The sequence below is a fragment of the Flavobacterium kayseriense genome, from assembly GCF_014305095.1.
In the GTDB taxonomy this organism is placed as follows: domain Bacteria; phylum Bacteroidota; class Bacteroidia; order Flavobacteriales; family Flavobacteriaceae; genus Flavobacterium; species Flavobacterium kayseriense.
Map to the genome: position 1 here is coordinate 161,581 of NZ_JACRUI010000004.1, position 15,005 is coordinate 176,585.

Annotated in this window: 11 protein-coding genes; 5 read left to right on the forward strand and 6 right to left on the reverse strand. The window is 36.5% G+C overall.

Features of this window, described 5'->3' with window-relative positions:
- Window positions 1-141 precede the first annotated feature (141 nt).
- Window positions 142-1,527 (reverse strand): exonuclease domain-containing protein, encoded by a 1,386-nt coding sequence (locus H8R22_RS12035; RefSeq protein ID WP_187010637.1) that lies wholly within the window; start codon window positions 1,525-1,527, stop codon window positions 142-144.
- A gap of 72 nt (window positions 1,528-1,599) precedes the next feature.
- On the reverse strand, window positions 1,600-2,376 hold the full coding sequence (locus H8R22_RS12040; RefSeq protein WP_187010638.1) for an XRE family transcriptional regulator: 777 nt from the start codon (window positions 2,374-2,376) through the stop codon (window positions 1,600-1,602).
- A gap of 84 nt (window positions 2,377-2,460) precedes the next feature.
- Between H8R22_RS12040 and dinB the strand changes: the two genes are divergently transcribed.
- Both dinB and H8R22_RS12050 read left to right on the forward strand, forming a co-directional pair.
- Window positions 2,461-3,642 (forward strand): DNA polymerase IV, encoded by a 1,182-nt coding sequence (gene dinB, locus H8R22_RS12045; RefSeq protein WP_187010639.1) that lies wholly within the window; start codon window positions 2,461-2,463, stop codon window positions 3,640-3,642.
- Window positions 3,643-4,399: 757 nt separating this feature from the next.
- Complete coding sequence (locus tag H8R22_RS12050; RefSeq protein ID WP_187010881.1) at window positions 4,400-7,447, forward strand: DNA polymerase III subunit alpha; 3,048 nt, start codon at window positions 4,400-4,402, stop codon at window positions 7,445-7,447.
- Between the two features lie 33 nt (window positions 7,448-7,480).
- On the opposite strand, the gene H8R22_RS12055 is transcribed toward H8R22_RS12050, so the two are convergent.
- Window positions 7,481-7,951: an OsmC family protein gene (locus tag H8R22_RS12055; RefSeq protein WP_187010640.1), complete on the reverse strand. Its 471-nt coding sequence runs from the start codon at window positions 7,949-7,951 to the stop codon at window positions 7,481-7,483.
- A 174-nt stretch (window positions 7,952-8,125) separates the two neighbouring features.
- Between H8R22_RS12055 and H8R22_RS12060 the strand changes: the two genes are divergently transcribed.
- Both H8R22_RS12060 and H8R22_RS12065 read left to right on the forward strand, forming a co-directional pair.
- Window positions 8,126-9,004, forward strand: a complete 879-nt coding sequence (locus H8R22_RS12060) for an EamA family transporter (protein WP_187010641.1) — start codon at window positions 8,126-8,128, stop codon at window positions 9,002-9,004.
- A 116-nt stretch (window positions 9,005-9,120) separates the two neighbouring features.
- The gene (locus tag H8R22_RS12065) at window positions 9,121-9,603 is read left to right on the forward strand and encodes a hypothetical protein (RefSeq protein ID WP_187010642.1); all 483 of its coding nucleotides are present in this window, start codon (window positions 9,121-9,123) and stop codon (window positions 9,601-9,603) included.
- A gap of 113 nt (window positions 9,604-9,716) precedes the next feature.
- Here H8R22_RS12065 and H8R22_RS12070 read toward each other — a convergent pair whose 3' ends face one another.
- The 3 genes from H8R22_RS12070 to H8R22_RS12080 all read right to left on the reverse strand — a co-directional run bounded on the left by H8R22_RS12070 (window position 9,717) and on the right by H8R22_RS12080 (window position 14,035).
- Window positions 9,717-11,873, reverse strand: coding sequence for a S9 family peptidase (locus tag H8R22_RS12070; RefSeq protein WP_187010643.1), 2,157 nt, complete (start codon window positions 11,871-11,873; stop codon window positions 9,717-9,719).
- Between the two features lie 220 nt (window positions 11,874-12,093).
- Window positions 12,094-13,674 (reverse strand): NADP-dependent glyceraldehyde-3-phosphate dehydrogenase, encoded by a 1,581-nt coding sequence (locus H8R22_RS12075; RefSeq protein WP_187010644.1) that lies wholly within the window; start codon window positions 13,672-13,674, stop codon window positions 12,094-12,096.
- A gap of 49 nt (window positions 13,675-13,723) precedes the next feature.
- Window positions 13,724-14,035, reverse strand: coding sequence for a rhodanese-like domain-containing protein (locus H8R22_RS12080; protein WP_187010645.1), 312 nt, complete (start codon window positions 14,033-14,035; stop codon window positions 13,724-13,726).
- Window positions 14,036-14,328: 293 nt separating this feature from the next.
- Between H8R22_RS12080 and H8R22_RS12085 the strand changes: the two genes are divergently transcribed.
- The gene (locus H8R22_RS12085; RefSeq protein WP_187010646.1) at window positions 14,329-14,955 is read left to right on the forward strand and encodes a Crp/Fnr family transcriptional regulator; all 627 of its coding nucleotides are present in this window, start codon (window positions 14,329-14,331) and stop codon (window positions 14,953-14,955) included.
- Window positions 14,956-15,005: the final 50 nt, after the last annotated feature.

Consider the following 15,005-nt stretch of genomic DNA (forward strand, 5'->3'; position numbering starts at 1 on the left):
TATCTTTCCTTTTAACCGCTAATCGTGCTGCTATTGTTACTTTTAGCTTACATGTGAGAAGTCGCTTTATCTCAAATATAGAAATTGGAAAAGTGTACTACTAAATAAGTAATAACCGATCTAAAAACCACAGTGGGAAGTCTATAACTCTGCGTTTTCTTTGGACTGAATTTGAATCTTAGATGGATATTTTTGTGCAAAAGAATAAAGCAGGTCCGTTATATATTGATTCGAAGGATAAGGCGTCACATACTCTCTGATTTCAGAAAGGTCATTAATTACAACATCAGTATCAAGATATCCCATTCCGTAAAAGTGTCCGTTTTCGACCCAAATACAACTGCGTTCTTCATTATTTCGTCCTTTATCAATAATAGCAAAACTTGGTCTGTTAGAGATATGAAAATCTAGTGCCGCTTGAATTTGGTCGTTGTGGTAATCAATTTCTGGTAATGGAGTAACATCTATTGGTGTTGCAAACACACCATCAGATAAGCTTCCGTATTTACAAAATCGTTGATCTATATCGAACTGTTTGGCTAAGTCTTGCAGTAAATTAATACCACCGTAAATAGTATCAAAGGTTTCAATACAACTTTGGTTTTTAGCTAGTTTACCAACAGCTAAGTAGCGATAACCGTTTCTAGCTTCGTACTCAAACAAACCAAATTTAGGCTCAAAACGTTTTAATGCTTTGTTGTGAATGGGCCATAGCTTCTTAATTTCGGTACACTCTAGCAACAAAGCCATCAACTCAGTACCACATAGTTCAAAGGTAATCGCGTAAATTTCACGTAAAAAATTTTGTCGTTGTGGTGTGATTTTATGTCCTGTAAAATGGGATGCTACTCGTTTTTTTAAATTAACGGCTTTACCGATATAAATCACTTTATGGTGCTCGTCATAAAAATAATATACACCTGGTTTTTCAGGCAATTGTTCAAAATCTTCTTTAGGTAAATTAGGAGGTAATCGTTGATCTGGGGCGGTTTTCTTGATCATTTTATCCATCTCCTGATCAGTGTCCCATTCTAACAAACGACTAAACAAGATAGCGGTAGCATCAGCATCACCGCCCGCTCGGTGGCGGTTGTCTAAATTAATAGCTAATGAATCACAAAGTCTGCCCAAACTGTACGAAAGCAGTCCTGGTCTAATTTTTCTTGCGGCTCTTACGGTGCATAATTTCTTGGCAGTCCATTTTAAACCCGCTCGTTCTAGTTCATGACGCACAAAAGAATAATCAAAGTTTACATTATGAGCCACAAATACGCGGTCAGACAGTAACTCAAATACTTTATCCGAAATTAGATCAAAAACAGGAGCATTACTAACCATCTCGTTGGTAATACCTGTTAAGGCAAATATAGCTGGCGGAATATCTTTTTGAGGGTTTACTAGTGTTTCCCAACGATCAATTACTTGCTCACCATCATGAATTATGATTGCTATTTCGGTAATTCGGCTATGAGTGGCATTTCCGCCTGTGGTTTCAATATCTACTATTGCGTATTCTTGATTTTTCATTTTAAATATAAAAGGGTAAACAGCTTTTATGTTCTTGATACAATTGATTCTTATTATAGTTTTAAACCAATACTAAGTGGTTAGCCCAATAGTGTTTTTTACTTCGTTAATGTCTCGTTTCAATTCAACAAACATATTTTTGATGGTATCGTTTTCTAAAGCTTCTGTCTTTTTATCACTTCTTGCAATACTGCATTGGTATTCCCAAATTTCAAGAATATCCGAAGCTTTGACTTCATAAGCCGGATAGAAATAATTATCAGAGGCTACTACTAAAGCGTTCTTTTTGTTTTTATTTAATCGCTTGTACACCATACCTTCGCTCCTCGTGATCAAAATATAGGTTTTCCCATCTAGCACTTCGCCCAAGCGTTCTACATAACGTCCTACAATAATATCTCCGTCTTGATGTGGCGGCATCGAATCCCCTTCTACAGGGAAACCACGGTATTTGCCCACTCCCAAAAATGGTAAAGATATTTGCTGCAGTTGCTCAATATATTCCGGATCGGCATAGCCGCTTAAGTAACCCGCTTTTACTTTTTGGGTAACAACTTCAATTCGGTTTTCTCCCATTTGATCTACTTGAATAGGTAAAATAAGTCGGTTGTTTTCGAGTTTTAACAAATCACTGACCTCTACTTTCCGAATATCAACCGACAATAATAAGTCGATGCTCACTTGATAATACTGCGCTATTTTCTTCAGGATTTCATAGGGTGCCTCCGAGGTTCCATCTTCGTATTTCACATACCTTCCCCTAGTAATCAAAAGGCTTTCTGCTACTTTTTCCTGCGAAATTTTATGCTTCACTCGCAAGGCTCTGATATTGTCTGAAAATAAGGACATAACTAATTTGTTATAATTTGTAACAACAAATATATGAAAAAATGTTCTTATCTGTGCTAATTTTGTAATCTAAAATAAAACGAAATGGCTCGCGCAATTGTACATATGGATTTGGATACTTTTTTTGTGTCTTGTGAACGATTGAACAACTCTCAATTGGAAGGAATTCCGTTGATTATTGGTGGAGGTGATCGTGGTGTTGTGGCTTCCTGCTCGTATGAAGCCAGGCGTTTTGGAGTACGTTCCGCGATGCCTACGGCGATGGCGCTTAAACTTTGTCCCCAAGCCAAGGTCATCAAAGGTGATATGGAGCGCTACTCTCAATTGTCACATACGGTGACCGAAGTAATTCAAGAAAAATCGCCTATTACCGAAAAAGCAAGTATCGACGAATTTTACCTCGACATTACAGGAATGGATCGTTTTTATGGTTGTTACCAATGGACGAATGAACTCGCACAACGGGTGCTGAAAGAAACAGGATTACCGATAAGTTTTGCCTTATCGATTAATAAAACGGTTTCCAAAATTGGTACTGGAGAAGGCAAACCCAAAGGACATTTAGACATTCCACAAGATCAAGTACGTGCTTTTTTGAATCCGCTTTCGATCCAAAAAATTCCTATGGTAGGTGATGTGACTTTTCAGACTTTGTCGCGCATTGGAATTCGAACCATACAAACGTTATCCGAAATGCCAGCCGAAGTGTTGCAACGCATGATTGGTAAAAATGGAGTCGAGATTTGGAAAAAAGCCAATGGCATCGATAACAATCCAGTCGAACCGTATACCGAACGCAAATCGATTGCTACTGAACATACTTTTGTACAAGACACAATCGATATAACACATCTAAAAGCCATTTTGTGTGGTATGGTCGAAAAATTGGCTTTTCAATTGCGGTCTGAGGAGTGGCTAACCTCAACAGTTGTAGTGAAAATAAGGTATGCCAATTTTGATACGGAAACGAAGCAATGCAAAATTGCTTATACCTCAGCCGATCATTTGCTAACGCAAAAAGTTTTAGGCTTATTTGAAGTGCTGTACCAACGTCGAATGCGATTGCGATTAGTGGGTGTTCGTTTTAGTGGTTTGGTACGCGGAACTTATCAAATTGATCTTTTTGAGGATACGCAGGAAATGTTATCGCTCTACGCTGCGATGGATAAAATGAAAAGCAGGTATGGCTTTGATGCCGTCATGCGGTGCGCAGGTGCAGCCTTGAAACCTAATACGAAGGATGTTATTTTGAAACGGAATTTTTAGTTTGTCGTATGAATTTATTGCGATTGCGATTTATTAAAATTAAACACAGGTTTTCAAGGATTTTTTATTGGTACATCTGAGAAAATCAGCTAGATCTGCGTGAAATAAAAATGTAAACTATTCTAAAAAAGCATTTTCACTTTATTGTGATGATTATTCTGTTTAATTAAAAGTACTAGATAGTTCAGCACGCAGATTTTACAGATTTATACAGATTTTTTATTGGATCTATCTGCAAAAATCAGCTAGATCTGCGTGAAATAAAAATGTAAACTATTCTAAAAAAGCATTTTCACTCTATTGTGATGATTATTCTGTTTAATTAAAAGTGCTAGATAGTTCAGCACGCAGATTTTCACGGATTTTCACGGATTTTTTATTGGCACATCTGCGAAAATCAGCTAGATCTGCGTGAAATAAAAATATAATTATTCTAAAAAAGCATTTTCACTCTATTGTGATGATTATTCTGTTTGATTAAAAGTGCTAGATATTTCAGCACGCAGATTTTACAGATTTATATAGATTTTTTATTGGTACATCTGCGAAAATTAGCTAGATCTGCGTGAAATAAAAATATAATTATTCTAAAAAAGCATTTTCACTTTATTGTGATGATTATTCTGTTTAATTAAAAGTGCTAGATATTTCAGCACGCAGCTTTTACAGATTTATACAGATTTTTTATTGGATCTATCTGAGAAAATCTGTAGAATCTGTGTTAACCAAAAAATACAAATCTCATTATATAACTACCATGTACCTCAACTGTCATTCTTTTCACTCCTTGCGATACGGCACGATTCCGCTTGACGATTTAATCGAAAAAGGCTTTCGTTCAGGCGTTACCGCTATGGCCTTAACAGATATCAATACCGTTACAGGAATTTATGATTTTATTATCGGATGTAAAAATGCAGGCATAAAACCTTTGGTTGGAATCGAATTTCGTTGGGAAAATGAATTTAGATACATTGGTTTGGCTAAAAATGCAAGCGGATTGGCAGAGATGAATCGGTTTTTGACCAAGCATAATTTCGACCAAACCCCTTTACCTCTAGAGGCTCCAAATTTTCAAGAGGTAATCATTATTTACGCTTTCGCGAAAGCGCCATCGGTATTAAAAACGAACGAATATATTGGTATTCGACCGGAAGAAGTAGGGAAGTTATTTGGCTACAAAGGCCATTTAGATAAAATGGTGGTATTACAACCTGTCACTTTCCGCACTAAAAAAGAATACCAATTACACAAAATACTTCGAGCAATTGATAACAATATTTTGTTGTCTAAATTGACTCCTCAAGACATCGCTGCACCTACAGAGGTCATGGTAACTGAGGAACGCTTGCGGGCAGTTTACAAAGACTATCCACAATTGCTTGCTAATACCCAAATGATTATTGATAGTTGTGATTTTCAGTATGATTTTGAGACACCAAAAAACAAAAAAAATTATACCAACTCCTCCGAAAGTGACATTGCATTACTTACAACATTAGCGCATCAAGGAATGGAATGGCGGTACGGGAAAGGTCATAAAGCCGCACTAGCACGAGTCGAGAAAGAGCTTAAAGTGATTCACGAATTACAATTTAGCGGCTATTTTTTAATCACTTGGGACATCATCAGGTACAGTAATAGCCGTGGTTTCTTGCATATTGGTAGAGGAAGCGGCGCCAACTCTATCATTGCGTATTGCCTTGGAATTACTGATATCTGTCCCATCGAACTCGACTTGTATTTTGAGCGCTTCTTGAATGTTAATCGCAAAAGCCCACCTGATTTTGATATCGATTGGAGCTGGCAAGAGCGAGATGTAATTCTAGAATACATTTTTAATCGTTATGGGTACGAAAATGTGGCTTTTTGTGGTACAAATGTCGAATTCAAATACCGTTCGATCTTTAGAGAAGTCGGCAAAGTTTTTGGTTTACCCAAAGAGGAACTCGATCACCTAGCCAAAAACCCCATGCGCTTGCAACAAAGCAATAGCGTGGTCAAAGAGGTGCAAGAATACGGCATGTTATTAGAAAAATACCCCAACCAGCGTAGCATGCATTCCTGTGGCATCATCATATCCGAAGAGCCTATTACCAATTATACACCGCTAGAAATGCCTCCAAAAGGTTTTCCAATAGTACTTTTTGATATGCATGTGGCAGAAGCAATAGGTTTCGAGAAATTTGACATATTGAGTCAACGAGGCATTGGCCATATTGACGACACAGTAAAACTGGTTGCTAAAAACAGAGGCATCCAAATTAATATTCGGGATACAAAAATTTCTAAAAATGAACCCAAAGCCAATACCTACTTATCAAAAGGAAATACCATAGGTTGTTTTTATATCGAAAGCCCTGCCATGCGTGGATTATTGCGCCGTTTAAAATGTGATAATTACAAAACTTTGGTAGCCGCATCCTCTATTATTAGACCCGGAGTGGCAAAATCAGGTATGATGAAAGAGTATATTTTTAGGCACAATCATCCCAGTCAATTTGAATATTTCCATAAGGTTTTTGAAGAACAATTGGGCGAAACTTACGGTATTATGGTCTATCAGGAAGATGTGATTAAAATTGCCCTGCATTTTGGTGGTTTGCCTGCTGCCGATGGCGATATTTTGCGTCGCGCTATGAGTGGCAAAGGACGATCGCTAGCGGCTTTGCAAAAAGTAAAAGACGATTTTTTTATCAGTTGTGCACAACAAGGACATACCGAAGCACTAAGTCATGAAATTTACCGCCAAATAGAATCCTTTGCGGGCTATTCATTCTGCAAGGCACACTCTGCTTCGTATGCGGTCGAAAGTTACCAGAGTTTGTACTTAAAAGTGTATTACCCTATAGAATTTATGGTGGCTGTCATAAACAACCAAGGTGGTTTTTACCGAACCGAAGTGTATGTACACGAAGCGAGAATGTCAGGAGCTACAATCCATAATCCTTGTGTGAATAAAAGCGAATTTACCACTATCTTATACGGCAAAGACGTTTATTTAGGCTTTATGCATTTGCAAGGCTTAGCAGAAAAATTAGCTTGGACTATTGTAAACGAACGAACACAGAATGGGGAATACCTTTCGTTAGAAGATTTTTGCAATCGAATAAAAATTGGATTAGAGAGTTTGAAATTGTTGATTTTTATAGGTGCTTTCAGGGAAACCGGTAAAACAAAAAATCAGTTGTTAGTTTTAGCAAGTTTATTGTTTAATGCGGCGCCATCAGATCATCAAATGCTACTGCTGCAAGAATCTGTAAAGGAATACCAATTACCAAAATTAGAACGCTCCCGTTTTGAGGATGCTTTTGACGAGATTGAACTCTTAGGATTCCCTACTTCATTTACTACTTTTGAATTACTACAAAGTCCGTATCGAGGCGATGTTATGGCACAAAATTTAGATCAACACCATAAAAAACAAGTGCGTATGCTTGGTTACCTTATTTCGAGAAAACAAGTTCCCACAGCTAGAGGAACCATGTATTTTGGCACTTGGGTAGATTATGAAGGTACTTATTTTGACACGACTCATTTTCCGGATAATTTGATCGAATACCCTTTTCAAGGTGGCGGCTGCTATTTACTACTAGGAACTGTTGAAGTTGATTACCACTTCCCTACACTAACCATCTTAAAAATGGCAAAACTCCCTTTTGTACCTGATCCAAGGTATTCTGATTCGAAAGATCATCAATTTATCACCCAACAACGAATGAAGGAAGATGTGAGTAGTACCCAAAGAGCACCTTACCCACAAGCACATGAGATTAATTTGCCGAGATATAAAATGGGAGAGTAATTTATTTATCCTCTATTTCTACAAAATCAATTGTTAAACAGCTTCACAATTTGCTTGATGCACAATTGAGAAGTTACAAGAGTTAGCTATAAAACAAAGCTTATTTGCTTCTTGGTGTAATAGAAGTGCCTGAGCAATTTGCTCTTTGTTACTAATGATCACTTGCGGAAATAAACGAACTTCAATGAATCGTCCCGAACCATTATCTAAAACCTCTAAAGTGGCCTCCGCATTATCTTGATAAGACAAAACCTCAATTCCGTTTTGCTGGCAAACATATAAATACGACATCATATGACAGGAAACGACGCTACTAAGTAATAAATCCTCGGGATTATATAAGGATGGATCACCTTTAAAAGCTTTGGCAGCCGAAACTTGCATCATTTCTTTTCCCTCAACAACAATCGAATGACTTTTAGTATACTTTTTAGCGCTAGAGGGCACTAGTTCTTCTTTTGAAGTCCAATTTAATTTTGCGTTAAAGACATGTTTAAAACTCATGGGGATTATTTTTATTCAAAAGTAGTCAAAACGTTCCCAAGTTTGAATTCCATCGCAAGTCTAAACTTCAGAAGACAATAACCTCTTTCCCCGTTTTAAAATACTTAGCCAACAGACCACCGTTACCAAATTCTATTTTTTGTAGTTTTACAGTTCTAAATTGAAATTGTCTACGTGAAAAAACTTTTTAATATCCCTCCTATACCTGCTGTGCTTTTGGCTATAATAAGCGTTCAATCTGGAGCTGCCATTGCAAAAACGCTTTTTCCTGAATTAGGTGCTGCTGCTACCGCTTCGTTACGCATAGGAATTTCTGCCTTGATTTTACTAGCCGTATATAGACCTAATTTGTCTAAAATAAATGCTAGCCAGTGGAAAGTCGTGATTCCTTACGGATTATCGCTGGGAGCAATGAACTTGATATTTTACTTCGCTATAGAGCGTATCCCGATTGGACTGGCAGTAACACTAGAATTTATAGGTCCGTTAGTAGTTGCAGTAGTAGGTTCAAAAAGGTTATTGGATTATTTGTGGATCCTTTTAGCAGCAGCCGGAATAGTCTTAATAGCGCCTTGGTCTGACAATGGTGTTGATCTTTTAGGTGTTGTATTTGCCTTAGTTGCAGGTGCACTGTGGGCTGCTTACATTGTGTTGGGAGGAAAAGTATCCAAAATAATGAAAGGCGGAGAAGCTGTCGCAGTAGGAATGCTTTTTGCAACACTATTAATTCTTCCTTTTGGAATTATAGGACAAGGATTTCAAAATATGACTCCTGATTTTTTCTACTTAGGTATCGCCTTAGCACTGCTTTCCAGTGCTATTCCGTTTACACTAGAAATGAAAGCACTAGGACAATTACCGGCGCGAACTTTTAGTATATTAATGAGTTTAGAGCCTGCAGCTGCTTCTATCTGCGGTTTATTGTTTTTGCAAGAGTACTTAACAACTAATGAAATCATAGCGGTCATATGTGTTGTAATCGCATCCGTAGGATCAACAATGAGTACAAAATTTAAAAAATCAGACTCCAAAGCAGAGAAAGTATGTACCTAAGTACTAATCCCGCCATTTAAAAAAAGTTTTAGTCTTGACTGTGACGCATGGCATGTAATAATTTTGTAAATTAGCTAAACTACTATTAAAATTATTAATTAATAAGAGAACCAATTATGAAAAACTTTAATATTTTATGTTTACTATTGGCTGGTATTGGATTCACAAGTTGTAAAAATGATACAACTGCAAAGGAAGGCGATGCTGCCAAAACTAGTATTGAGACTCCGGTAAGTACTGAGTGCTACAAAGCCATTTACGAGCAAGACACTCTTAATCTAAAAATAAACACCTTAAAAGCAGGTACGGTTACTGGTGATCTCGAAATGAAGATCGAAAATAAGCCAACAAAATTAGGCCAAATTGTGGGAGAATTTCGTGGTGACACTTTATTTGCAAGCTATACCTTTATTCAAGGTACTAATGAAAAAAAGACGTTTAAAAATCCCATGGCATTTTTAAAAAATGGTAATGAATTAATTTTAGGTAATGGTAAGATCGAATTTGCATTAGGCGCTTCTTATTTCGCAAAAGGCGAACCTATTGATTTCGAAAAAGTAAAATACAAATTCACATCTGTTGAGTGCTTAGAAAAATAAAAGATATAATCTCATAAACGACAAATCCCTATCGAATTCGATAGGGATTTGTCGTTTATAGAAAATAGTATTTTGATTTAATCTGAAATTATGCTTCAACTAAATAGCATACTCTATTTTTTATCTAAATTACGTTGGAAAAACTCATAGGTACGTAACATTTGATCCATACGTTGGCGGTTATCACCGTTTCTTGTAATTTCATGAGTAGCACCGGGATGTACCACAAACTCTACTGGACGGTCTAACACTTTTAAGCTTCTAAATAGCATCTCGGATTGGATAAAACCTGTTCTTCTGTCGTTACCACCGTGGAAAATAATAAAAGGTGTTGTTATATTTTGTACATAATTTATAGGCGACTCACGTGCTAAAATCTCTTTTACTTTTGGTTCCCAAGGATACCCTCCAAAATAATTTGGCACCAATCTCCAAGCATTTCCTTCTCCAAAAAAGGTATTTAAATCGTAAACCCCACGTTGTGCACACGCTGCTCTAAAACGATTGTCATGACTAATAATCCAAGCGGTCAAATAACCCGCATACGATCCTCCAGTTATTAGCAGTTTTGATTTATCTGCCCATCCTTCGTCTACAGTTTTATCTAGTGCAGTCAATACATCACTTGATGGACCTGTTCCCCAATCGTTGATGTTCCCTCTTAGGAAATCTAAACCGTACCCTCCAGAACCTCTGGGATTGCTATATACTACTCCATACCCATTACTACAAAAGTATTGGTATTCATGCCACATACTTGCCTCTCCAGGTCCCCACATTGCTGATGGACCACCGTGAATTTCTAAAAGCAAAGGATACTTTTCTCCCGCCTTAAAATTAGAAGGTTGCATTACCCAATACTCTACCGTCATTCCTAATTCGTTCACAAAGGATTTCTTTGTTGGAATCGATAATTTTTTAGTTAAAACCCAATCATTAAAGTTACTTACTTTTCGCTCTTTCTTTAAATTAGCATCAGCTAAAAATAATTCAGATGGATTGATGACCTGCGTTTTAGAAAACACTATTGTATTATTGTTTATATCAAAGCTAGTAATCCCCTCATCAACACTGGATAAAGCTTCTATTTTTTTAGTTCCAATGTTTAGTTTGTGTAGAACATTCCCCCCATTCATTTGAGCTGTGAAATATAAAAACTTATCATCTTTACTCCAAGTAAGATCTGATTTATTACGATCAAACGAAATCGTTATGATGTCTTTTTCCGTACCATTAATAGGCATAATAGCTAATGTAGGTACTGTGACAAAAGAAGTGGTACTTGTTACAAATGCCAACCATTTACCGGATGTAGATAATGAAGCACCACTAAATCTTTTACCTGTTTCGCCTAGTATCATTTTAAAATTACTACCATCAGTATCCACAATAAAAATTTCACTTTCCTGAGAGCGATCTGGATTTTCAGTATCATCAACATCTCCAGACAGAATAATCTGTTTTCCGTTCGGAGTATAATCGGCGGTACTAAAACTATAAAATCCCTTTGTGATTGCTTTTGGCTCTTCGTTATTGTTGGGACTTACTTCAAAAAAATGATTAAAATTTACATCAGAAGATAGATTTGTTTCACTTTGAAAATTTAGTTTATTTAGCACAATAGCCTTTTTATCATCTGCATTCCTCTCTAGATACGCTCTAATTTCTGCCAAAGTACCATTTGGATTTGGCTTAGCCGTATTGGCAATCACATGTTCGTTTTTGTCAAACCCCGGTTTCTCCATCTTCCAAACAGGAATTGATTTAGTAGGGTTTAAAATAGAATCGCGTAGCAAATCTTTTAAAGGAATACTTGCAGAGAAAAGTATTTTATTCCCATCAGGAGACCATTTCGGATTACTAGCTCCGTACTTGTATTTTGTCATTTGCATCGCTTCGCCACCTTGCATTGACAGGGTAAAAATTTGTGTTTTATCTCCAACTAAGCGGCTGAACGCAATTTTTTTTCCGTCAGGACTCCAAACTGGTTTAGGGGCACTATCAATACCATATGTTAACTGTCGAGGTGAACTTTTACCTTCTGTACTTACTGTATAAATGTGCGTTCTGTATTTGTAATCTATTTTACTTTTTTCATCATCCTCTACAGATGTGACTGTGAAAGCTGCAATGGTGGCATCTGGACTTAAAGTAACATTACTAACGGCTTTTATCTTTAACATATCTGTTAGTAAAACAGGTTCGGTTCCGTTTTGAGCTACAGAAAATTGTAACTGCAAAAGAAACAAGAAAGCAATAAATTTTTTCATATTTGGTTCGTTTTTAATAAGGTAGTTAGCAAATTGCAATATTATTTTTGTTCACGATAGTAAATATATAAATGTTTAGCGGAACAACCACAACCACGCTCTTGGTTTTACTCCTTTGCTACAAAAACTTTCAACTAAATACCTAACTATAAAAAAAATGGCTATAAAAAAACCGCCTAATCAATAACGAAAGGCGGCTTAAACTATTTTTGAGTTTTATCTACAAAATATAATCTGTAGTAATAAAATTTGATTCAGCGCTATTTAACAGTGCTTGCAAGATCTCGTTGTTGTATTCATTATCCTTTGATGCTACAAAAGTCCTAATCGAGAACGAACGCAATGCATCATGAATACTTAAGGTTCCCACTGCAGAGTCCTTACGTCCTGTAAATGGGTAAATGTCTGGTCCTCGCTGACATGAACTGTTTAGGTTGACACGGCAAACTAAATTCACTAAAGTGTCGATTAGTGGAGCTAAGGTTTTGATATCTTTCCCAAATAAACTAACCTGCTGACCGTAGTTAGACTCTGCCATATCGTTTAATGGCTCCTGAATGTCATTGAAAGTCAAAATAGGTACAACTGGTCCAAATTGTTCTTCGTGATAAACACGCATCTCCTTATTTATTGGATACAAGACCGCTGGAAAAATATAATTTGAGCTATGTTGCCCTCCTTTTTCGTTGATAACTTTAGCACCTTTGCTTACTGCATCATCAATTAACTCTTGAATGTAAGCCGGTTTCTCTTTTTCTGGAAGTGGCGTTAGCATCACTCCTTTTTCCCACGGATTTCCAAAAGCTAATGCATCTACTTTAGCCGCAAAACGCTTATTGAATTCGACCGCTATATTCTCATGTACATACAATACTTTTAAAGCAGTACAACGCTGTCCGTTGAATGACAAGGTTCCTGCAATGCACTCTTGAATGGCTAAATCTAGATCAGCATCTGGTAGTATAATCGCAGGGTTTTTGGCCTCGAGCCCTAAAATTAAACGTAATCTATTTTTGTTTGGGTGCTGGTCTTGTAATGCAATCGCTGATTTACTGTTTCCAATTAGAGCAAGTACAGTTACTTTTCCTGATGCCATAATAGGCGATGCAACTTCGCGCCCTCTACCGTATACAACGTTGATCACACCTGCAGGAAAACTATTTCTAAACGCTTCCATTAAAGGTGATAGCAATAAGACACCATGTTTTGCTGGTTTAAAAACCACTGTGTTCCCCATTATTAAAGCAGGAATAAGTAAAGCAAAAGTTTCGTTTAAAGGATAATTATACGGTCCTAAACACAATACGACTCCTAATGGTCCACGACGAACCATAGCGTTTACGCCTTGACTTTTAGTAAATTTAGCACTATCGCGATCTAATTTTTTATAATCTTCAATCGTATCATAAATGTACTCAACCGTTCGATCAAACTCTTTTTGTGAATCACCTAATGATTTTCCTATTTCCCACATTAAAAATTTCACCACCTCATCACGCGTACCTTCCATTTGTATAACAAAGCGAGTCATACATTTTATACGGTCCTTCACCCTCATAGTTGGCCACAAACCCTGCCCATTATTATAAGCCACATCAGCAGCCTCAACTGCTTCTAAGCCTTCTTTTTCTCCCATAAAAGGAATCGATCCTAAAATAGTTGGTAAATAGTCTTCTGTTGATGAAATAGTCGAAAAAACAGGTGAAGTTTGACCCTCCCATTTTTCTAACTTCCCATTCAGCAAGTAGGTATCCTGATTTAATAAATCTTTAATTTGAAATTCTTCTGGAATTGTATTCATCTCTTTATCTTTAAATTATATTAAAAAAAGAGGCCTAAGCCTCTTCTATTTATGGATTTACCACATCACCTTCCCAAGCTAGCATACCACCAGTCAAGTTGTAGGCATTTTCGATACCGATCTCATTCAGTAATTCACACGCTTTTCCGCTGCGAGCACCTGAGCGACAGTAAACGTAATAGTTTTTAGTTTTATCTAATTGTTCTACAGCATTAATAAAAGCTTGACCTTGGTGAATATCTATAGTGATCGCGTTCTCAATTATACCTTCATTGCATTCATCCTCTGTTCTTACATCTAATATTACTGCGTTTGTATCCGCTTTAAGTTGCGAAATCCAATCTTCTTGTGTTAAATTCATAGTTCTCTTTTTTGTAAAAATACAAAGTTTTTACCGAAGATTAAAGTGCTCAAATACGAATTAGTTAATTAATCATAGAAAACGTTTTCGAGTACCATTAATAAACATTGAATTACAATCTTTACTAGTAAAAGTTAAAAATAGCCCATAAAATCCATAGGATAATTATGAATTACTGAAATACAAATTACGACCAAATAAGTTACTATTAACTTTGGTAATCTACCAACTGTATCAAAAAAATTACTGTACTTTTACAATAGGACAATACTAAATTCATAAAAGCGTACTCAATGCAAGAAATACTTAACACCTTATTCCCTACTTTCTCAAAGGAGTTAAACAATGATATTGAAACTAGTGCAAAAATTCACACCTTTAAAGCTGGAGAGGTCATAATGCGCACTGGTCAGTATATTAACCATACTATGCTCCTTACCAAAGGACAAATAAAAATTTACAGAGAAGGTGAAAATGGAGGTGAATTTTTTATGTATTATATTCAACCAGGACAGGCATGCGCAGTATCTATGATATGTGCTACTAAAAGCCAAGTAAGTCGTATTATGGCCAAAGCCGTAGATGATGTTGAAATTATCATTGTTCCACTTCCTTTAATGGAAAAATGGATGATGGAGCACCGTACTTGGAACGAATTTGTTCTTTTAACCTATCGAATAAGATTTGAGGAAATTTTAGAGGTGGTAGACAACATCGCTTTTAGAGCCATGGACGAGCGATTAGAATTTTACCTAAAAAGACACGCAGATGCTTGTGGTTGTTGCGACTTAAAATTTTCACACCAAGATATTGCAACTGAATTAAATACTTCAAGAGAGGTGATTTCTCGTCTGTTAAAAAAAATGGAACAAAGAGGAATGGTAGTACTTCATCGTAATCACATTGAACTTTTGAAATAAATAAGGCCTATGTGACAATTGTTACTACATCCTTTTAAGATATGAGCAAC